Here is a 20041-nt window from a genome sequence, read left to right on the forward strand (position 1 = left end):
AGCGTGGTCTTGCCGTGGTCGACGTGACCGATCGTGCCGATGTTGCAGTGCGGTTTGCCGCGCTCAAACTTTTCCTTAGCCATGATGGCCTCCTTGGTCAGTGGCGGTGCGTGTGATCACGCACCCTACGGGGGTAGGGTGCGGGGCTGGGCCCCGCACCGCTGCTTATGCGTATTTCGCCTGGATCTCGTCCGAGATGTTCTGCGGAACCGGATCGTAATGGTCGAACTGCATCGTGAACTGCGCGCGGCCCGAGGACATGGAGCGCAGGGTGTTGATGTAGCCGAACATGTTGGCCAGCGGCACGAAGGCCTGAACTGCGACGGCGTTGCCGCGCGGCTCCTGGCCGGACACCTGGCCGCGGCGGGAGGTGAGGTCACCGATGATCGAACCGGTGTACTCTTCCGGCGTGACCACCTCGACCTTCATCATCGGCTCGAGCAGCTTCGCGCCGGCCTTGCGCAGACCTTCGCGCATCGCCATCCGCGCCGCGATTTCGAACGCCAGAACCGAGGAGTCCACGTCGTGGAACTTGCCGTCGATCAGCGCGACCTTGAAGTCGATCACCGGGAAGCCTGCCAGCGGACCGGAGTCCATGACCGACTTGATGCCCTTTTCGACGCCCGGGATGTATTCCTTCGGAACCGCACCACCGACGATCTTGGACTCGAACGAGTAGCCTTCGCCCGCTTCGGTTGGGCTGATGACCAGCTTGACCTCTGCGAACTGACCCGAACCACCCGACTGTTTCTTGTGGGTGTAGGTGTGCTCGATCTCGTGACCGATGGTCTCGCGATAGGCCACCTGCGGGGCACCGATGTTGGCTTCGACCTTGAACTCGCGCTTCAGGCGGTCGACGAGAATGTCGAGGTGAAGTTCGCCCATGCCCTTCATGATGGTCTGACCGGACTCGAGGTCGGTCTCGACGCGGAAGGAGGGGTCTTCTGCGGCCAGACGGGCCAGACCCTGGGACATCTTCTCCTGGTCGTTCTTCGTCTTCGGCTCGACCGCGATCTCGATCACCGGATCGGGGAAGGTCATGGTTTCGAGAACCACTTGCTTCTGAGCGTCGCAGAGGGTGTCACCGGTGGTGGTCTCTTTGAGGCCAGCCAGCGCGATGATGTCGCCTGCAAACGCTTCTTCGATCTCTTCCCGGTTGTTCGAGTGCATCATCATCATACGACCGATGCGCTCTTTCTTGCCCTTGGTCGAGTTCATGATCGAATCGCCCTTCTTCATCGTACCGGAGTAGATACGGGTGAAGGTGAGCGAGCCCACGAAGGGGTCGTTCATGATCTTGAACGCGAGGCCCGAGAAGGGTGCTTCGTCCGACGCGCGGCGCTCGATGTTCCGGGTCTCGGTCTCGTCGTCGGGCGAGAAGCCCATGTACGGCGGAACGTCGAGGGGACCGGGCAGGAAGTCGACCACAGCGTTGAGCAGGGGCTGAACGCCCTTGTTCTTGAACGCCGAGCCACCCAGGACCGGAACGAAGGACAGCGACAGCGTGCCCTTGCGGATCAGGTTGCGCAGGGTCGGAACGTCGGGCTCTTCGCCTTCGAGGTAGGCTTCCATCGCCGCATCGTCTTGCTCAACGGCATGCTCGATGAGGTGCGAACGCCACTCGTCGGCCACGTCCTTCAGGTCGTCACGGATCGGCTGACGCACCCAGGATGCGCCGAGGTCTTCGCCCTGCCAGACCCACTCTTCCATGGTCACGAGGTCGACGATGCCTTCGAGCTGGTCTTCCGCACCGATCGGGAAGTTGACGGGGACCGGGATTGCGCCCGTGCGGTCCTTGATCATCTTCACGCAGTTGAAGAAGTCAGCGCCGATCTTGTCCATCTTGTTGACGAACACGATGCGCGGCACCTTGTAGCGGTCAGCCTGACGCCACACGGTTTCGGTCTGCGGCTCCACGCCGGCGTTGCCGTCGAGGAGGCAGATCGCACCGTCGAGCACGGCCAGCGAACGCTCGACTTCGATGGTGAAGTCAACGTGGCCGGGAGTGTCGATGATGTTGTAGCGGAATTTCGTGTCCGAGGTACCTTCCTCGGTCGGATCTTCCTGCCACTGCCAGAAGGTGGTGGTCGCAGCGGACGTGATCGTGATGCCGCGCTCCTGCTCCTGCTCCATCCAGTCCATGGTGGCTGCGCCATCGTGGACTTCGCCGATTTTGTGCGAGCGGCCGGTGTAGTACAGGATGCGTTCCGTGGTCGTGGTCTTGCCCGCGTCGATGTGGGCCATGATCCCGAAGTTGCGGTAACGCTGGAGGGGATATTCGCGTGCCATGGTGGTCTGCCTTTCCGGAGATTACCAGCGGTAGTGGCTGAACGCTTTGTTTGCGTCGGCCATCTTGTGGGTGTCTTCGCGCTTCTTAACAGCGGAGCCACGGGATTGCACGGCATCCAGGAGCTCGCCTGCGAGGCGCTCTTCCATGGTGTGCTCGTTGCGGGCGCGCGAGGCTGCGATCAGCCAGCGGATGGCCAGGGCCTCACGGCGCTCGGGGCGCACTTCGACGGGGACCTGGTAGGTGGCACCACCAACGCGGCGCGAACGAACTTCGACGGCCGGCTTGATGTTGTCCAGAGCCTCGTGGAACACTTCCACGGGCGCGCGCTTCACCTTGCCTTCGACGCGCTCGAGGGCGTTGTAGACGATGCGCTCTGCGACCGACTTCTTGCCGTCGATCATCAGGTTGTTCATGAATTTGGTCAGAACCCGGTCGCCATACTTGGCGTCGGGCAGGACTTCGCGTTTTTCAGCGGCGTGACGACGAGACATTTATATATCCTCTTACTTCGGACGCTTCGCGCCGTACTTCGAGCGACGCTGCTTACGGTCTTTGACGCCCTGGGTATCCAGAACACCGCGCAGGATGTGGTAACGGACACCCGGAAGGTCTTTCACACGGCCGCCGCGGATGAGCACAACCGAGTGCTCCTGCAGGTTGTGCGATTCACCCGGGATGTAGGAGATGACTTCGTAGCCATTGGTCAGACGCACCTTGGCCACCTTACGCATTGCCGAGTTCGGCTTCTTCGGCGTGGTGGTGTAGACGCGGGTGCAGACGCCGCGCTTCTGCGGGCACTGCTCGAGGTGCTGCGACTTCGAACGTTTAACTTTCGGCTGCCGCGGCTTGCGGATCAGCTGTTGGATCGTGGGCATATGGGTTGTTCCCCGTAATTCTCACATATGTGGTGCACGGGGAGCCCCCCATGCGGTTCAATCGACAAGGCGCCCCACGCGTCCGCAGGTCACCGGTGATGCGCCGAAGGTCCGAAGACCTCAGGGTGGATACCCCACAAACGACGCAAAACCGCATACGTCCCCGGGCACGGGTGACGTCGCGGTGGGTCTCCAGAGGATCGGGGCCAGGGACGCCGATCTTGACCACTGTAGTTCTGTAGAATGCGGCGGACGCACTGGGGCCTCCGCCGGATTGAGGCGCGTATAGGGGGAGTCGCTGTGCTTGTCAACAAGCCCCGCCCCGGGGCATCACGCCCGCTCTGGACGCCTCCCGGCACTTGCCGGCACGGGGCCACGATGCCAAGCATGGCCGGGACGTTTCACGCGGGAGCCTCCCCATGCAGATCATTGGCCTGTGCCGATTTTCCTATCCCGCCGAGGGCGGGTTCCAGGTCGAGCACGAGACCATCGAGGAGCGCATCGCGTACCTCTACTCCTCCGCGCGGATGGAGGAAAGGCTACGCCATTTCGAGTGTATCTGCCTGCCCGGGCTGAAGGCCCAGACCGACCCGGATTTCATCTTCCTCGTGCTCGTTGGCGAGGCCATGCCGCGGCCCTACTTTGACCGCTTGCAGGCCCTGCTGAGCGACTTTCCGCAGGCCCGCATCGTCAGCCGCCCGCCCGGGCCGCACCGGCAGGTCTGCCAGCAGGTGATCAACGCCGCGCGGGATATGTCGCAGCCCTGTCTCCAGTTCCGCCATGACGACGACGACGCTGTGGCGGTCAGCTTCGTCGAGGATCTGCGGGCCGCCGCCCTCGACATCTCGACCCTGCGCGCGAAGCACCGGCTGGTGGCGCTGGACTGGAACCGCGGCTATGTCGGCAGGCCCGATGCTGACGGGCTCCGCGCAGAGCCTTGCATGACACCCTTCTGGGGCGTGGCGCAGGCGGTAGCGGTCGCGCCCGGTGTGCGGCAGAGCATCATGAACTTCGGCCACAACAAGCTGAACCGCTTCATGCCGGCGCTCAGCTTCTCCGATCGCCCGATGTACCTGCGCGGGCACAACGAGCACAACGATTCACGCCAGAAAGCGCATGTGAGGCCCGTCGCCCTGCCCCGGCTCGATCCCGCGGGAGAGGCAGAGATGAACCGCCTATTCGCGATCGATGCCGATCATATCCGCCGCGTATTCGCCCCAGCCGCCGCGAGTTGAGCCCTTGCCTCGGCGCGCGCCAGCTGCCGCTCGCGCCAGAGCGTGAAGCTGCCCATCGCGACGATCACCGCCGCGCCGAGTAGCGTCATGGGGTGCGGCAGTTCTCCCCAGAGCACCAGCCCCAGGAGCAGTGCCCAGAGCAAGCCGGTGTAGCGAAAGGGGGCCACGAAGCCGACATCGCCCACCCGCATCACCATGACGCTGAGCGTGTAGCCGATGACGATGAGCAGCGAAGTCCCCAGCATCAGCGCCCCGAGCCGCGCATCGAGCGCCTGCCAATCCTCGCCCAGCGACCAGACCGTGGCAAAGAGCATGACGAACACCGATGACGACAGTGTCACCTGCATGCTCGGAAGCGCAGGCGAGAGCCGCCGCGTCGTCAGGTCGCGCAGGGTCACCGCGCCGACCGCCAGCAGCGCATAGACCGAATGGGCATTGAAGCCCTCGGTGCCCGGCCGCACGATGAGCAGCATACCGCAGAAGCCGCCCGCAATGGCCAGCCAGCGCCGCCAGCCCACCGGCTCCCCGAAAAATACCGCGCTGCCGAGCGTCACCGTCAGCGGCAGCATCTGCAAAAGCGCGGTGGCATTGGCGAGCGGCATGTTCCGCAGCGCCGTCAGGAAGAAATAGGCTGAGCCGCATTCGGCGATCCCGCGCAGCAGCATGAGCCCCGCGTCGCGCGGCGCGGGGCGGTGGCGGAAGGCGCCAAGGCGCATGGCCAGCCAGCCGATGAAGAGACTCGCGACGATCCCCCGCAGCACCAGCACCTGCGACAACGGCAGGGCGGTCCCGATCGCCTTCACGCAGGCGTCGCTGAAGGTGAAGGCGGCCATGTTCCCGATCATCAGGAGCATGCCGCGGCCATTGTCGGACAAGCGGTTCATGGCCAAATCGCTAGCACCGCCCCTGCGCCGCCACCATCAAAAACATGCGACGATGCCGCGCCCGTCTTCCCTCTGGGTCAAAATACCCCCGGCGGCGCGCGGCTGCAGGTTGGGGGCAGAGGCTCCTCCCTTGCCCTGAAAAGAAAAAGGCCCCCGCACCGGAGTGCGGGGGCCCGAAGCCTTTCGCCGTGCGGCGCGCGATTACTCGCGGCTTTCCGGCGTGTCCACGACCAGCGTGTCGAACTCGTCGCCACCGATCACATCGCTCGACGAGGCGTCGGGAGCGGCCAGGAGCGCGGCCTGTTCGGCCTCGTCGCGGCGCACTTCGATCACCTTGTTGTCGCGCTCGGTCGCGATGCGACGCACCCGCTGGGTCGCGCCACCGGTACCCGCCGGGATCAGGCGGCCCACGATGACGTTCTCCTTGAGGCCGACCAGCTTGTCCTTCTTGCCCTGCACCGAAGCCTCGGTGAGCACGCGGGTGGTCTCCTGGAAGGAGGCCGCCGAGATGAACGAGCGGGTCTGCAGCGACGCCTTGGTGATGCCGAGGAGGATCGGTTCGCCGGTGGCCGGACGGCCGCCCTTCTTCTCGATCTTCTCGTTGACCGCGTCGAACTCCGCCTTGTCCACGTGCTCGCCCTTGAGCAGCGTGGTGTCGCCGGAGTCGTGGATTTCCCACTTCTGCAGCATCTGACGGACGATGACCTCGACGTGCTTGTCGTTGATCTTCACGCCCTGCAGTCGATAGACGTCCTGAACTTCGTCGATCATGTAGTTCGCCAGAGCCTCGACACCCATGATGGCCAGGATGTCATGCGGCGCCGGGTTGCCGTCCATGATGTAGTCGCCCTTCTGGACGTAATCGCCCTCGACCACCGGAATGTGCTTGCCCTTCGGAATCATGTATTCCTTGGGCTCCAGCGTGTCGTCGACCGGGTCGATCGCGATGCGGCGCTTGTTCTTGTAGTCCTTGCCGAAGCGCACGTAGCCGTCGATCTCGGCGATGATGGCGTGGTCCTTCGGACGACGCGCCTCGAAGAGTTCGGCCACACGCGGCAGACCACCGGTGATGTCCTTCGTCTTCGCGCCCTCGCGCGGGATACGCGCCAGAACGTCACCGGCCTTGATCTCCTGACCTTCTTCACAGGACAGGATGGCATCCACCGACATCGGGTAGGTCAGCGGGTTGCCGGCCGCGTTGCGCACGGGCTCGCCGTCGGCATCCATCAGGATGATCTCCGGCTTGAGCTCGTTGCCCTTCGGTGCCGCACGCCAATCGATCACGATCTTCTGGGTCATGCCGGTCGCTTCGTCGGTCTCGTCGCGGACAGCCACACCTGCAGAGAGGTCGACGTGCTTCGCGATACCATCCGCTTCCGCCAGGATCGGCAGGGTGTAGGGATCCCATTCGAACAGCTTGTCGCCGCGCTTGACCGACTGGCCTTCCTTGACGAACAGCTTGGTGCCGTAGCCGAGCTTGTGGCTCGCACGTTCCTTGCCGTCCTCGCCCATGATCCGCAGCTTCATGTTGCGGCCCATGACGAGAGTTTCGCCGATGGAGTTCTCGAGGGTCGAGGCACTCTCGAACTCGATCACACCTTCCTGAGACGCTTCCTGGAACGACTGCTGGCCACCCTGGGCAACGCCGCCGATGTGGAAGGTCCGCATCGTCAGCTGGGTGCCGGGTTCACCGATCGACTGCGCGGCGATGATGCCGACAGCTTCACCGGTGTTGACCATGGTGCCACGCGCGAGGTCACGGCCATAGCACATGGCGCAGACGCCCTCTTCGGCCTCACAGGTCAGCGGCGAGCGGATGCGCGTGGATTGCACGGCCGCTTCGTCGATGGTGTCGGCCATGCGCTCGTCGATGAGCTGTCCGGCCCGGACCAGAACCTCACCCGTGACCGGATGCGGGATATCGTCCGCAGCCACACGGCCAAGGATACGCTCCGCCAGCGATGCGACGACTTCGCCGTCGTTGACAGCCGCTTCCGCGGTGATCGCGCGGTCGGTGCCGCAGTCGTGCGAGCGCACGATACAGTCCTGCGCCACGTCCACCAGACGACGGGTCAGGTACCCCGAGTTCGCCGTCTTCAGAGCGGTATCCGACAGACCCTTACGGGCACCGTGGGTCGAGTTGAAGTACTCGAGAACGGTCAGGCCTTCCTTGAAGTTCGAGATGATCGGGGTCTCGATGATGTCGCCGTTCGGCTTCGCCATCAGGCCGCGCATCCCGCCCAGCTGCTTCATCTGGGTGACCGAGCCACGCGCACCGGAGTGGGCCATCATGTAGACCGAGTTCGGCTCCATTTCCGACCCGTCCTCGGCGCGCTTGTTCGCCGAGATGGTGTTCATCATGGCGTCGGTGACCTTGTCGTTGCACTTCGACCAGGCGTCCACGACCTTGTTGTACTTCTCGCCCTGGGTGATCAGGCCGTCGAGATACTGCTGCTCGAAGTCCTTCACCTGGTCGCGGGTTTCCTCGACGAGGGTCCACTTGCTGTCGGGGATGACCATGTCGTCCTTGCCGAACGAAATGCCGGCGCGGAACGCTTCCTTGAAGCCCATCGACATGATCTGGTCGCAGAAGATGACCGACTCTTTCTGGCCGCAGTAGCGGTAGACGGTGTCGATGACCTTCTGAACGTCCTTCTTACGCAGCAGCGTGTTGACCAGGTCGAACGGAGCCTTGGCGTTCATCGGCAGCAGCGCGCCGAGGCGCACGCGGCCCGGGGTCGTCTCGTAACGCTTGACGACCTCGTTGCCCTCTTCGTCGATCTGCTTCACGCGGCATTCGATCTTGGCGTGCAGGTGCACTTCGCCAGCCGTCAGGGCGTGCTCGACCTCTTCGATGTTGGAGAACTTCATCCCCTCGCCCTTCATGCCTTCGCGCATGATGGTCGTGTAGTAGAGGCCAAGGATCATATCCTGCGACGGCACGATGATCGGGCTGCCGTTTGCAGGCGACAGCACGTTGTTCGTGGACATCATCAGGACGCGCGCCTCGAGCTGCGCTTCGAGCGACAGCGGCACGTGAACAGCCATCTGGTCACCGTCGAAGTCGGCGTTGAACGCCGAGCAGACGAGCGGGTGCAGCTGGATGGCTTTGCCTTCGATCAGCTGGGGTTCGAACGCCTGGATCCCGAGACGGTGCAGCGTCGGCGCGCGGTTCAGCAGAACCGGGTGCTCGCGAATGACCTCGTCGAGGATGTCCCAGACTTCCGGACGCTCTTTCTCGACCAGCTTCTTCGCCTGCTTCACGGTGCTGGACAGGCCCTTGGCCTCCAGCCGCGAGTAGATGAAGGGCTTGAAGAGTTCGAGCGCCATCTTCTTCGGCAGGCCGCACTGGTGCAGTTTGAGTTCCGGACCGGTCACGATGACCGAACGGCCCGAGAAGTCGACGCGCTTGCCCAGAAGGTTCTGACGGAAGCGGCCCTGCTTGCCCTTGAGCATGTCCGAAAGCGACTTCAGCGGGCGCTTGTTGGCGCCGGTGATGACGCGGCCACGACGGCCGTTGTCGAACAGCGCGTCAACGGCTTCCTGCAGCATCCGCTTTTCGTTGCGGACGATGATGTCCGGCGCGCGCAGTTCGATCAGCCGCTTGAGGCGGTTGTTCCGGTTGATCACGCGGCGGTACAGGTCGTTGAGATCCGAGGTCGCGAAGCGGCCACCGTCGAGCGGCACCAGCGGGCGCAGTTCGGGCGGGATGACCGGAATCACGGTGAGGATCATCCACTCGGGGCGGTTGCCCGACTCGAGGAAGGATTCAACCACCTTGAGGCGCTTGATGATCTTCTTGGGCTTCAGCTCGCCGGTGGCTTCCTTGAGGTCCGCACGCAGCTGCTCGGCCTCGGCTTCGAGGTCGATTGCGGCGAGCATCTCGCGGATGGCCTCGGCACCGATGTTGGCGCTGAACGCGTCGGCACCGTATTGGTCCTGCGCGTCGAGGAACTCGTCCTCGGTCATCATCTGGCCGTAGGTCAGGTCGGTCAGGCCCGGCTCGATCACCACGTAGTTCTCGAAGTACAGCACGCGCTCGAGGTCACGCAGCGTCATGTCCAGCATGAGGCCGATGCGCGAGGGCAGCGACTTCAGGAACCAGATATGCGCGCAGGGAGCTGCGAGCTCGATGTGGCCCATGCGCTCGCGGCGCACTTTCTGAAGGGTGACTTCGACGCCGCACTTCTCGCAGACGACGCCGCGGTACTTCATGCGCTTGTACTTGCCGCACAGGCACTCGTAGTCCTTGATCGGGCCAAAGATGCGCGCGCAGAACAGGCCGTCACGCTCGGGCTTGAACGTGCGGTAGTTGATCGTCTCGGGCTTCTTGATCTCGCCGTAGGACCACGAGAGGATCCGCTCGGGCGACGCCAGCGACACCTTGATCTCGTCGAAGACCTTGGGCGGCGTCAGCGGGTTGAACGGGTTGTTCGTCAGTTCCTGGTTCATGTCGTCTTCCTAAATGACAGGGCTTGGAGAGAGGAGCCGCGCGAGGCCGGTGCCCCGCGCGGTGGCTGGAAGGGCCGTTATTCCTCGTCCTCCGCGTCCAGGAGTTCCATGTTCAGGCCGAGGCCGCGGACTTCCTTCACGAGCACGTTGAAGCTCTCGGGAACGCCCGCTTCGTAGTTGTCCTCGCCCTTGACGATGCTTTCGTAGACCTTGGTCCGGCCCGCCACGTCATCCGACTTCACGGTCAGCATTTCCTGCAGGGTGTAGGCGGCGCCATAGGCTTCCAGAGCCCAGACCTCCATCTCCCCGAAACGCTGGCCACCGAACTGCGCCTTACCACCCAACGGCTGCTGGGTCACAAGCGAGTACGGGCCGGTCGAACGTGCGTGGATCTTGTCGTCGACAAGGTGGTGCAGCTTGAGCATGTACTTCACGCCCACCGTCACCTCACGCGCGAACTGGTCGCCGGTGCGGCCATCAAACAGCACGGACTGGCCGGACTGGGCGATGCCCGCGCGCTCCAGCGCGTCGTTCACGTCGGCTTCCTTGGCGCCGTCGAAGACCGGCGTCGCGATCGGAACACCGCGGGTCACGTTCGAGGCCGCTTCGATGAGCTGCGTCTCGTCCATGCCCTCGATGCCCTCGGCGTAGACCTCGGCACCGTAGGCGTGGCGCATGGCCTCGCGCACCGGTGTCAGGTCGCCCGAGCGGCGGTACTCCTGCAGGCCTTCCTCGATCTGCTGGCCCAGACCGCGTGCGGCCCAGCCCATGTGCGTCTCGAGGATCTGACCCACGTTCATACGCGACGGCACACCCAGCGGGTTGAGGCAGAAGTCGACCGGCGTACCATCTGCGAGGAACGGCATGTCCTCGATCGGCACCACGCGCGACACCACGCCCTTGTTCCCGTGACGGCCCGCCATCTTGTCGCCCGGCTGCAGCTTGCGCTTCACCGCGACGAAGACCTTGACCATCTTCATCACGCCCGGCGGCAGGTCGTCGCCACGGCGGACCTTCTCGACCTTGTCCTCGAAACGGGCGTCGAGTGCGCGCTTCTGCGCCTCGTACTGCTCGTGCAGGGCCTCGACGATCTGCGCATCGGCTTCTTCCGCCAGCGCGAGCTGCCACCATTGGCCGCGGCTCAGGCTTTCAAGAAGCTCTTCGTCGATCTCCGAGTTCGGACGGACGCCCTTCGGGCCCTTCACCGCGGTCTTGCCGAGGATCAGGTCCTTGAGACGTGCGTAGATGTTGCGGTCGAGGATGGCGAGCTCGTCGTCCCGGTCACGGGCCAGACGTTCCACTTCCTCGCGCTCGATCTGCAGCGCACGTTCGTCCTTTTCGACACCGTGGCGGTTGAAGACGCGAACTTCCACGACGGTGCCGTAGTCGCCCGGCTTCACGCGCAGCGAGGTGTCGCGAACATCCGAAGCCTTCTCGCCGAAGATGGCGCGGAGGAGTTTCTCTTCCGGCGTCATCGGGCTTTCGCCCTTCGGAGTGATCTTGCCCACGAGGATGTCGCCCGGCTCCACGTCCGCACCGATATAGACGATACCGGCTTCGTCGAGGTTGCGCAGGGCTTCCTCGCCGACGTTGGGGATGTCGCGGGTGATCTCTTCCGGCCCGAGCTTGGTGTCACGGGCGGCGACTTCGAATTCCTCGATGTGGATCGAGGTATAGACGTCGTCACGCGCGATGCGCTCGGAGATCAGGATCGAGTCTTCGTAGTTGTAGCCGTTCCAGGGCATGAAGGCGACGATGATGTTCTTGCCGAGCGCCAGTTCACCGATGTCGGTGGACGGGCCATCTGCGATCACTTCGCCTTTGCGCACCAGATCGCCCACCTTCACCAGCGGACGCTGGTTGATGCAGGTGTTCTGGTTCGAACGCTGGAACTTGCGCATGCGGTAGATGTCCACGCCCGGATCACCCGGCTCGAGACCATCGGTCGCACGGATCACGATACGCTGCGCATCGACCTGGTCGATGACGCCGCCACGCTTGGCCATGATCGCCGCGCCGGAGTCGCGCGCCACGACCTCTTCGATCCCGGTGCCAACCAGCGGCGCCTCGGACTTGAGGACGGGCACGGCCTGACGCTGCATGTTCGCGCCCATCAGTGCGCGGTTGGCGTCGTCGTTTTCCAGGAACGGGATGAGCGAGGCACCGACCGAGACCAGCTGCTTCGGCGAAACGTCGATCAGGTCGACGCTTTCGCGCGGCGCGAGCGTGTAGTCGCCCGACTGGCGTGTCGAGACCAGGTCGTTGATGAACTTGCCGTCTTCATCCAGCGTCGCGTTGGCCTGCGCCACGGTGTGACGCATTTCCTCGGTCGCCGACATGTACTGGACTTCGTCGGTCACCTTGGCATCGACAACCTTGCGATACGGGGTCTCGATGAAGCCGTACTTGTTGACGCGGGCGAAGGTGGCCAGCGAGTTGATCAGACCGATGTTCGGGCCTTCCGGCGTTTCGATCGGGCACATCCGGCCATAGTGGGTCGGGTGCACGTCGCGCACCTCGAAGCCGGCGCGTTCGCGGGTCAGACCGCCCGGCCCGAGGGCCGACAGGCGACGCTTGTGCGTCACTTCAGAAAGCGGGTTGGTCTGGTCCATGAACTGCGACAGCTGCGACGAGCCGAAGAATTCGCGCACGGCGGCAGCCGCCGGCTTGGCGTTGATCAAGTCCTGCGGCATGACGGTGTCGATCTCGACCGACGACATGCGCTCCTTGATCGCGCGCTCCATGCGGAGCAGGCCGACGCGGTACTGGTTTTCCATCAGCTCGCCGACGGAGCGGACGCGGCGGTTGCCGAGGTGGTCGATGTCGTCGACTTCCCCCTTGCCGTCACGCAGCTCGACCAGGGCCTTGATGCACTTGACGATGTCATCACGGTCCAGCGTGCGCTGGGTGTCCGGCTTGTCGAGCGCGAGGCGCATGTTCATCTTCACGCGGCCCACGGCCGAGAGGTCGTAACGCTCGCTATCGAAGAACAGCGTGTCGAACAGCGACGAGGCGGCCTCGACGGTCGGCGGCTCGCCCGGACGCATGACGCGGTAGATGTCCATGAGCGCGCTGTTGCGGTCCATGTTCTTGTCTTGCGCCATCGTGTTGCGCATGTAGGCGCCGACGGTGATGTTGTCGATGTCGAGAACGGGGATCTCGGTGACACCCGCGTCGATCAGCTCCTTGAGGGAGCCGCCGGTGACGTCACCGTCCTTGTCGACTTCCCAGGTCAGCTCGTCGCCGGCTTCGACGTAGATCGCGCCGGTGTCCTCGTTGATGATGTCCTTGGCGACGAACTTCCCGACGATCTGCTCGAAGGGCAGCAGCAGGTTCTTGACCTTGCCTTCGTCGATCAGGGCCTTGACCGCGCGCGGGGTCACCTTCTTGGTGGCCTCGGCAATGATCTCGCCAGTGTCCGCATCCACGAGATCGTAGGTCGGGCGCGTGCCGCGCACCCGGTCGGGGAAGAACTTGGTCACCCAGCCTTCGCCACGACGCAGCGTGTAGGACACGGTGTCGTAATAGGCATCCATGATCGCTTCCTGGTCGAGACCCAGGGCGTAGAGCAGGGTCGTGACCGGGAGCTTCCGGCGGCGGTCGATCCGCGCAAAGACAATGTCCTTGGCATCGAATTCGAAGTCGAGCCACGAGCCGCGATAGGGGATGATGCGGCAGGCGAAGAGCAGCTTGCCCGAGCTGTGCGTCTTGCCTTTGTCATGGTCGAAGAAGACGCCCGGCGAACGGTGCATCTGGGACACGATCACGCGCTCGGTGCCGTTCACGATGAACGTCCCGTTCGGGGTCATCAGCGGCATGTCGCCCATGAAGACGTCCTGTTCCTTGATATCCTTGACCGACTTGGCGCCGGTATCCTCGTCGATATCGAACACGATGAGGCGCAGGGTCACCTTCAGCGGCGCGCTGTAGGTCATGTCGCGCTGCATGCATTCTTCGACGTCGTACTTGGGCTTTTCCAGTTCGTAATTGACGAACTCGAGCACGGCGGTCTCGTTGAAGTCCTTGATCGGGAAGACCGACTGGAAGACGCCCATGATGCCTTCGCCGTCGGTGGGCTGGAGCTGGTCGCCGGACTTCAGGAAGAGTTCGTAGGAGCTTTTCTGAACCTCGATGAGGTTCGGCATCTCCAGAACCTCACGAATTTTACCGTAATATCTGCGGAGACGTTTCTGGCCAAGAAAGCTTTGCGCCATAGGTCTGTTCACCTTTCGATTCTCACCGGACGCGCATGCTGTCGGGCACCAGCGGCACATCCATCCGAGACGGCAGTGTTCCGATCCATTCCTGGCTTCTGTCCCACCAGAAGCCTCCCGATCCTGGAACTCGCCTTAGAAAAGCCCTCTCGAAAGGGCCTTGCTGAGACGGGTTCGGCTGGACCCGGATTTCTCCGGATCCAGCCAAATTTGCGATCCTACCGGGTCGCCCCGGGGGACGATTACTTGACTTCGATCTCGGCGCCAGCTTCTTCGAGCTGCTTCTTGATCGTTTCAGCTTCGTCCTTCGACACGCCTTCTTTGACAGCCTTGCCGCCTGCTTCCACCAGCTCTTTGGCTTCTTTCAGGCCCAGGCCGGTGATGGCGCGGACTTCTTTGATCACGTTGATCTTCTTGTCGCCAGCGGACTTGAGGATCACGTCGAATTCGGTTTTTTCTTCCTCAGCTGCTGCGTCGCCGCCAGCTGCCGGACCAGCAACCATCACTGCGCCACCAGCTGCGGGCTCGATGCCGTACTCGTCCTTGAGGATGGTTTTCAGTTCTTGTGCTTCGAGCAGCGTCAGACCAACGATTTGCTCAGCAAGTGCTTTCAGATCAGCCATTTTACGTATTCCGTTTAGCTAGATGTGTTCCAACGTGTAGGTCTTCAACCCCACGAAGATCTGTTGGGTGCCGTTACGCAGCTTTCTCTTCGATGGTCGAGAGAATCGATGCGATGTTCGATGCAGGTGCGCCAATCGCGCCGGCGATGTTCGAAGCGGGTGCGCCGATGCAGCCGACGATGGAGGCAATGAGCTCCTCGCGCGACGGCATTTTCGACACGGCCTCGACACCGGCCCGGTCCAGAGCCGTTCCAGACATTGCACCGCCGAGGATCTCGAACTTCGAGTTTGCCTTGGCGAAGTCCTCGACCACCTTGGCAGCTGCCACGGGGTCTTCGGAGTAGGTCAGAACGGTCATGCCCTCGAGGTAGTCGGCGATGCTCTCGCAGCCGGTACCCTTCAGAGCGATCTTGGCGAGCCTGTTCTTGGCGACGCGAACCGACGTGTCTGCCGCGCGGGCGCGGGCACGAAGATCCGTCATCTCGGCAACCGTGAGACCTTCGTAGCGGCTAACCACCACGACGCCAGAGCTTTCAAAGATCTGGCCGAGTTCCTCGACCACTTTCTCTTTCTGGGCTCTATCCACAGTTTCACTCCAAGTTATGGAGGGGATTCGACCCCTCCGGCTCGTTCTGCCGGGTCTCCCCGGCCTCAAGGTCCGATCGGGTCGTCACATCGCGCCACCGGAGCACATCGGCCCGGAACGTTATGTCTCTTCCCGTCTCAGGCAGGATTTAAGGATATTCGATCCACGGACCGATCACCCACCCACCGTCTCGGACGAAATCGAGGGCCGCGACGAATCGTGCGCTGCCCTCGTCTGCTCCGCTTAAAGGGTTTTGTGTCCCTTGCCAAGGGCAGAAGCGCCCCGTTGCGGAGGCGCGCATCCTACCACCGGTTCGCAAAGATGCAATGCACCAGCGAACCGCTCGAAGGCTTGACCGCCCGCTTGACGTCCCTTAAGTGCATCCGAGCCGAAAAACGTCAGGCCGGTTGGTTAGCCCGGCCCCCGCTTCCCGCGGGAGTTAGTCGTTCCACGAACCCGCGGCGCCCTGCTCACACGGGGCGCGTGGAGTGTTCCGAACGGATCGGCCCTCTGACGCGCCCTGCCCTTCGCATGTCGCCACAGGAGACCCGATGACCACGTCCCGTTCCACCCTCATACTCGCGCAGCTGTTCATCTCGGGCAGCATGTCCTTTCTGATGACTCTGATCTTCAGCGCCATCCCGCTGCGGTTCACGACCGGCTGGATGTCGGTCTGGATGCATCACTGGCTTGCCGCCTGGCCGGTGGCCTTCGCGTTGTCGCTGATCGTCGGGCCGCTCTGCTTCAAGGCGTCCTTCCTGGTGCTGCGCACCGCGGCGCGCCTGCGCTGAGCCGCTCCCGAAATGCAAAAGGCCCCGCCGTTTCCGGCGGGGCCTTCGCAATCAGATCGGGTCAGATCACTCGACGTTGGCCGAGGTCACGTCCACCGACACGCCCGGACCCATGGTGGAGCTGAGCGAGATCTTCTTCACGTAGGTGCCTTTTGCACCGGTCGGCTTCGCCTTGGCGACAGCATTGACGAAGGCGCGCACGTTCTCGACCAGCTTGGCATCGTCGAACGACGCCTTGCCAACGCCCGCGTGGATCACGCCGGCTTTTTCGACCTTGAACTGAACCTGGCCACCCTTGGCGTCCTTGACGGCCTGGGCAACATCCATGGTCACGGTACCGACCTTGGGGTTCGGCATCAGGTTGCGCGGGCCAAGCACCTTACCCAGACGGCCGACGATCGGCATCATGTCCGGAGTCGCGATGCAGCGGTCGAAGTCGATGGTGCCACCTTGGATGGTTTCCATCAGGTCTTCTGCGCCAACGATGTCCGCGCCGGCGGCCTGGGCTTCGTCAGCCTTGGCGCCACGGGCGAAGACGGCCACGCGCACGGTCTTGCCGGTGCCATTCGGCAGGCCGACAACGCCGCGGACCATCTGGTCAGCGTGGCGCGGGTCGACGCCGAGGTTCATCGCGATCTCGACGGTCTCGTCGAACTTGGCCGAGGCGTTTGCCTTGATCAGAGCGACTGCGTCTTCGACGCTCAGCTCTTCCTTGCCAGCAAAGGCTTCACGGGCGGCGCGGGTGCGTTTTCCGAGTTTAGCCATCTTATTTCACCTCGATGCCCATGGACTTGGCCGAGCCAAGGATGATCTGCATTGCCTGTTCGACGTCGTTTGCCGACAGGTCCTTCATCTTCGCTTCCGCGATCTCACGGACCTGGGCGACGGTGACGGTGGCAATGGTCTCACGGCCGGGCTTCTCTGCGCCGCGCGGACGGTTGCGCTTGCCGACGGGCTTCAGGCCGGCTGCCTTCTTCAGGTAGTAAGACGCGGGGGGCGTCTTGATGTCCATGGTGAAGGACTTGTCCTGATAGTAGGTGATCACGGTCGGGCAGGGTGCACCAACTTCCATGTCCTGCGTCTTGGCGTTGAACGCCTTGCAGAATTCCATGATGTTGATGCCGCGCTGACCCAGCGCGGGGCCGACGGGCGGCGACGGGTTGGCTTTGCCTGCAGGGATCTGCAGCTTCATCTTGCCAGCGAGTTTCTTGGCCATGTGGCCTCTCCTTTATCCAAATCCCCACGAACGCGTTCGCGAGGGGGTGCTTGGTGTGGTCTGGTCCGGACAGCGCGCTGCCCTCGCCTCCCACCTGAAAGGCGGGGCAAGCCCCGCCGAGACGCTCAGCCCTGCTTCGAGACCTGAGTGAATTCCAGTTCGACCGGGGTCTCCCGGCCGAAGATCGACACCGAGACGCGCAGGCGCTGGTTGTCGTCGTCGACGCCCTCGACCATGCCGTCGAAGCCCTCGAAGGGGCCGTCGTTGACCTTGACGCGCTCGCCCACCTCGAAGTGGATGAGAGTGCGCGGGGCTTCCTCGCCTTCCTGCACCCGGCCGAGGATCGCCTGAACTTCGGCGTCACGCATCGGCATCGGGCGGCCCTGCGGGCCAAGGAAACCGGTCACCCGGTTGATCGAGTTGACCAGGTGATACCCCCGGTCAGACATTTCCATGTGCACCAGCACGTAGCCGGGCATGAAACGGCGCTCGGTCGTAACCTTCTTGCCGCGGCGGATCTCGATGACCTCCTCGGTCGGCACGAGAACTTCGTCGATCTGGTCCTCAAGCGCCTGTTCGGCCACCGCCTGCCGGATCTGTTCCGCGATCTTCTTCTCGAAGTTCGACAGAACGCTCACCGAATACCACCGCTTCGCCATCTGGCCCCTCTTCGTTACCTTGACCGCCCGTAGGGGCCGTCCGTTCAGATGCGCGCCGTTCCGGCGTGCCATTTCGGGGCGCCGATGCGTCCCGCCCCAAAAGAAAACCGGCGTGCAACCGAATCGCTGCACGCCCGCTTTGGGAAGTGGTCTGTGCAGTACCCCCGCTGCGTCCCGAATTCAAGGGCCGGCCCGGAATGTCTCCGTTTGGGCACCGCGGCGCGGCGGAACCCTCTCTTCTAGGCGGAAATTTCAATGGGATGTCCGACAGCGGCGGACAGGGGCGGCACCCCGAAAGCCGGGCGCGCCCTGCGCGCCCGCGCGATGCTCAGCCGAAGAAGGAGAGCAGGCCCTGCAGGCCGGTGCGGATCAGGATGTCGACAAGCGCAAAGAAGATCGCCGTGAGCGTCGCCATCACGAAAACGGTGACCGTGGTCAGGATCACTTCGCGACGGGTCGGCCAGGCGATCTTGCCGATCTCGGACCGCGTCTGCTGAATGAACTGGAGCGGGTTGGTCATGCAGGTCTGCCTTGCGGGAAATCCTCGGTTGGCGGGTCGTATAAGCCCTGCCGCGCGCCGATACAAGCGGAGTCCGCCAGTCTCCGCATCTCGGTGATCACGCAACCGGTAACGCGCAAAACGATTTTCTGATCCATCGTCGTCGCGACGTTACGGAACCCCCGTCGCCCTGGCACGTTTGCGCGCGTCTAGGCCCGGCAACGCGGGCCGCAAGGGCGGAGCGCGCGGCCACACGGAAATTTGCGCCGCCTTCTTTCGGGAACGGTCTGCAAAGCCAGTGAGTTGGGTGGCCAGAAACAACGTGCAGCAGCACCGCTCGCACGGCGACCAAAAAACCTTTACGGAGGACTTCCCATGAAACGCTTTCTTGCCATGACCGCGCTGACCTCGGTTCTTGCCACCGGCGCACTTGCCGCGACCGAAGAGCAGACAACGCTGATCAACACCTATGCGCCCGACGTCGACGTGATGACGCTCACAGACACCCAGGTCATCGAGGCCATGGCGATCGCCAATAGCGGTGCGTCGGACACCCAGAAGCGTGAGGGCATCGAAACCATCGCCATGCGCGAGTCGGCCCCGATGACCTTCTCCGCCGAGCAGATGGCCCAGATCGAGGAATACCTGCCGGCGGAACAGGTGATGATGATGACCGGTGAGCAGCGCGGCGATGCGCTCGCGATCATCAGCGGCGCAAGCACGGATGAAGACATCCGCGCAAAACTCGCGGCTCTCGGTGACGACATCACCCCTGCCCTCACCCCCGCAGAAATCTCCCGCGTCGAGACGCTTGCCCCCGAGGCAGACCTCACCGTCCTGACCCCGGAGCAGGTCGCCAAGATCCGCGCGCTGATCTACACCGACGACAGCGATGGCCAGCTGAAGGGCCGTCTGCTCGACGTCGTGTCCTAAGCCGCCGTCTCCAGCGCCTGGTGCAAAAGCGTGCCGGGCTCTGAATTCCTTTGGATTGGCCGCCCCGCAGACGCGGGGCGGCCAATTATCATGGTGGGAAGCGCCTTTTTTCGGCGGACCTGCTGCGGATTGTCAGCAGGCCCGACGCTCCCTAGGGTAAACCTCGGCATTCCCGAGGAGGACACCCAATGCGCGAGCGGAGCTTTGGAACGACGATCAAGACGTTGCTTCTGGCGCTGCTGAACGCCACACTGCTCATTGTCGCCCTCTGCCTCTTTCTCGCGCTGCAGCTCGGCAATCGCATCGAGGACATCACCAGCAGCTTTGCCGAGTGTCTCGTCACGATAGACCCGTTGCGCCAGGAGCTTGGCGCGATCACCTCTGAGGTGGTCGGCTTGCGGGGTGATCTCGCTGCGCTGCGCGCGGGCAGCGGCGCGATGGGCACCGAGGCTGCCCAGAATATCTCCGCCCGGCTCGACCTTCTGGAGATCCGGATCGGCGAGGCAGCGCAGCGCGCCGATGACCTGCTGAACAGCCCCGAACGGCTGGTTGATCGCGCCGTCGACCGGGCGGCGGACCAGCTGAGGCAGGGCCTGGGCCCGCTCCGTGGCTGCACCCCGGCCGCCGAGACCTCCCTTCTCGCGCCGGGCTCTGGCGCTCCGCCGCCAACACCGGCACGCCCAGGCCAAGGCCAAGGCGGGTGAGATGCCCGCACCTATTGCGCGTGAACGCAAAAAGCGCCCCGTTGGGGCGCTGTGCGTGGTGTTTTTTTGGTGGTGTTGGT

Annotated in this window: 17 protein-coding genes; 4 read left to right on the top strand and 13 right to left on the bottom strand. The window is 63.5% G+C overall.

Going from position 1 to position 20041, the window contains the following annotated elements; all coding sequences use genetic code 11:
* The 4 genes from G0D83_RS24245 to rpsL all read right to left on the bottom strand — a co-directional run.
* The coding region (locus G0D83_RS24245) for a GTP-binding protein (protein WP_235939862.1) at positions 1-83 on the bottom strand (83 nt) is incomplete at its 3' end.
* Positions 84-165: 82 nt separating this feature from the next.
* Complete coding sequence (fusA, locus tag G0D83_RS24250; protein ID WP_108964494.1) at positions 166-2289, bottom strand: elongation factor G; 2124 nt, start codon at positions 2287-2289, stop codon at positions 166-168.
* A gap of 21 nt (positions 2290-2310) precedes the next feature.
* Positions 2311-2781: a 30S ribosomal protein S7 gene (rpsG, locus tag G0D83_RS24255; protein ID WP_092431391.1), complete on the bottom strand. Its 471-nt coding sequence runs from the start codon at positions 2779-2781 to the stop codon at positions 2311-2313.
* Between the two features lie 12 nt (positions 2782-2793).
* The gene (gene rpsL, locus G0D83_RS24260) at positions 2794-3165 is read right to left on the bottom strand and encodes a 30S ribosomal protein S12 (protein WP_005862801.1); all 372 of its coding nucleotides are present in this window, start codon (positions 3163-3165) and stop codon (positions 2794-2796) included.
* Positions 3166-3584: 419 nt separating this feature from the next.
* Here rpsL and G0D83_RS24265 point away from each other — a divergent pair, with 419 nt between their 5' ends.
* On the top strand, positions 3585-4400 hold the full coding sequence (locus G0D83_RS24265) for a putative rhamnosyl transferase (protein WP_164197156.1): 816 nt from the start codon (positions 3585-3587) through the stop codon (positions 4398-4400).
* Here G0D83_RS24265 and G0D83_RS24270 read toward each other — a convergent pair.
* The 5 genes from G0D83_RS24270 to rplJ all read right to left on the bottom strand — a co-directional run bounded on the left by G0D83_RS24270 (position 4361) and on the right by rplJ (position 15159).
* Complete coding sequence (locus G0D83_RS24270; RefSeq protein ID WP_164197157.1) at positions 4361-5284, bottom strand: DMT family transporter; 924 nt, start codon at positions 5282-5284, stop codon at positions 4361-4363. The genes G0D83_RS24265 and G0D83_RS24270 overlap by 40 nt on opposite strands.
* Before the next feature lie 201 nt (positions 5285-5485).
* On the bottom strand, positions 5486-9736 hold the full coding sequence (gene rpoC / locus G0D83_RS24275) for a DNA-directed RNA polymerase subunit beta' (protein ID WP_108964491.1): 4251 nt from the start codon (positions 9734-9736) through the stop codon (positions 5486-5488).
* 77 nt (positions 9737-9813) lie between these two features.
* Positions 9814-13950, bottom strand: coding sequence for a DNA-directed RNA polymerase subunit beta (gene rpoB / locus G0D83_RS24280; protein ID WP_108964490.1), 4137 nt, complete (start codon positions 13948-13950; stop codon positions 9814-9816).
* Positions 13951-14192: 242 nt separating this feature from the next.
* Complete coding sequence (gene rplL / locus G0D83_RS24285; RefSeq protein ID WP_108964489.1) at positions 14193-14573, bottom strand: 50S ribosomal protein L7/L12; 381 nt, start codon at positions 14571-14573, stop codon at positions 14193-14195.
* Between the two features lie 73 nt (positions 14574-14646).
* Positions 14647-15159 (bottom strand): 50S ribosomal protein L10, encoded by a 513-nt coding sequence (rplJ, locus tag G0D83_RS24290; protein WP_108964488.1) that lies wholly within the window; start codon positions 15157-15159, stop codon positions 14647-14649.
* 551 nt (positions 15160-15710) lie between these two features.
* On the opposite strand from rplJ, the gene G0D83_RS24295 reads away from it, so the two are divergent.
* Positions 15711-15950 (top strand): DUF2798 domain-containing protein, encoded by a 240-nt coding sequence (locus tag G0D83_RS24295; protein WP_164197158.1) that lies wholly within the window; start codon positions 15711-15713, stop codon positions 15948-15950.
* A gap of 66 nt (positions 15951-16016) precedes the next feature.
* Here the strand turns inward: G0D83_RS24295 and rplA are convergent, their stop codons facing one another.
* The 4 genes from rplA to secE all read right to left on the bottom strand — a co-directional run bounded on the left by rplA (position 16017) and on the right by secE (position 18345).
* The gene (rplA, locus tag G0D83_RS24300) at positions 16017-16715 is read right to left on the bottom strand and encodes a 50S ribosomal protein L1 (protein WP_108964486.1); all 699 of its coding nucleotides are present in this window, start codon (positions 16713-16715) and stop codon (positions 16017-16019) included.
* A gap of 1 nt (position 16716) precedes the next feature.
* Positions 16717-17166 carry a 50S ribosomal protein L11 gene (gene rplK / locus G0D83_RS24305; RefSeq protein ID WP_095880753.1) on the bottom strand — a complete coding sequence of 150 codons (450 nt, stop codon included), beginning with the start codon at positions 17164-17166 and terminating at the stop codon, positions 16717-16719.
* A gap of 125 nt (positions 17167-17291) precedes the next feature.
* Entirely contained in the window at positions 17292-17825 is a 534-nt protein-coding gene (gene nusG, locus G0D83_RS24310; protein WP_095880754.1) for a transcription termination/antitermination protein NusG, read from the bottom strand.
* 328 nt (positions 17826-18153) lie between these two features.
* Entirely contained in the window at positions 18154-18345 is a 192-nt protein-coding gene (secE, locus tag G0D83_RS24315; RefSeq protein WP_092431405.1) for a preprotein translocase subunit SecE, read from the bottom strand.
* A 354-nt stretch (positions 18346-18699) separates the two neighbouring features.
* Between secE and G0D83_RS24320 the strand changes: the two genes are divergently transcribed.
* Positions 18700-19257 (top strand): hypothetical protein, encoded by a 558-nt coding sequence (locus tag G0D83_RS24320; RefSeq protein ID WP_164197159.1) that lies wholly within the window; start codon positions 18700-18702, stop codon positions 19255-19257.
* Between the two features lie 188 nt (positions 19258-19445).
* Complete coding sequence (locus G0D83_RS24325; protein WP_164197160.1) at positions 19446-19961, top strand: hypothetical protein; 516 nt, start codon at positions 19446-19448, stop codon at positions 19959-19961.
* The last annotated feature ends 80 nt before the right edge of the window (positions 19962-20041 follow it).

The sequence above is a fragment of the Salipiger sp. PrR003 genome, from assembly GCF_010500785.1.
GTDB classification, from domain to species: Bacteria; Pseudomonadota; Alphaproteobacteria; order Rhodobacterales; family Rhodobacteraceae; genus Salipiger; species Salipiger pacificus_A.

Excerpts from the sequence above, each read along its gene's own strand:
- G0D83_RS24270 (WP_164197157.1), bottom strand. The coding sequence starts at position 5,284 with ATGAACCGCTTGTCCGACAATGGCCGCGGCATGCTCCTGATGATCGGG.
- rpoB (WP_108964490.1), bottom strand. The coding sequence starts at position 13,950 with ATGGCGCAAAGCTTTCTTGGCCAGAAACGTCTCCGCAGATATTACGGT.
- nusG (WP_095880754.1), bottom strand. The coding sequence starts at position 17,825 with ATGGCGAAGCGGTGGTATTCGGTGAGCGTTCTGTCGAACTTCGAGAAG.
- secE (WP_092431405.1), bottom strand. The coding sequence starts at position 18,345 with ATGACCAACCCGCTCCAGTTCATTCAGCAGACGCGGTCCGAGATCGGC.
- rpsL (WP_005862801.1), bottom strand. The coding sequence starts at position 3,165 with ATGCCCACGATCCAACAGCTGATCCGCAAGCCGCGGCAGCCGAAAGTT.
- G0D83_RS24320 (WP_164197159.1), top strand. The coding sequence starts at position 18,700 with ATGAAACGCTTTCTTGCCATGACCGCGCTGACCTCGGTTCTTGCCACC.
- rplK (WP_095880753.1), bottom strand. The coding sequence starts at position 17,166 with ATGGCCAAGAAACTCGCTGGCAAGATGAAGCTGCAGATCCCTGCAGGC.
- rpoC (WP_108964491.1), bottom strand. The coding sequence starts at position 9,736 with ATGAACCAGGAACTGACGAACAACCCGTTCAACCCGCTGACGCCGCCC.
- rplL (WP_108964489.1), bottom strand. The coding sequence starts at position 14,573 with ATGGCTGATCTGAAAGCACTTGCTGAGCAAATCGTTGGTCTGACGCTG.
- G0D83_RS24295 (WP_164197158.1), top strand. The coding sequence starts at position 15,711 with ATGACCACGTCCCGTTCCACCCTCATACTCGCGCAGCTGTTCATCTCG.
- fusA (WP_108964494.1), bottom strand. The coding sequence starts at position 2,289 with ATGGCACGCGAATATCCCCTCCAGCGTTACCGCAACTTCGGGATCATG.
- G0D83_RS24325 (WP_164197160.1), top strand. The coding sequence starts at position 19,446 with ATGCGCGAGCGGAGCTTTGGAACGACGATCAAGACGTTGCTTCTGGCG.
- rpsG (WP_092431391.1), bottom strand. The coding sequence starts at position 2,781 with ATGTCTCGTCGTCACGCCGCTGAAAAACGCGAAGTCCTGCCCGACGCC.
- G0D83_RS24265 (WP_164197156.1), top strand. The coding sequence starts at position 3,585 with ATGCAGATCATTGGCCTGTGCCGATTTTCCTATCCCGCCGAGGGCGGG.
- rplA (WP_108964486.1), bottom strand. The coding sequence starts at position 16,715 with ATGGCTAAACTCGGAAAACGCACCCGCGCCGCCCGTGAAGCCTTTGCT.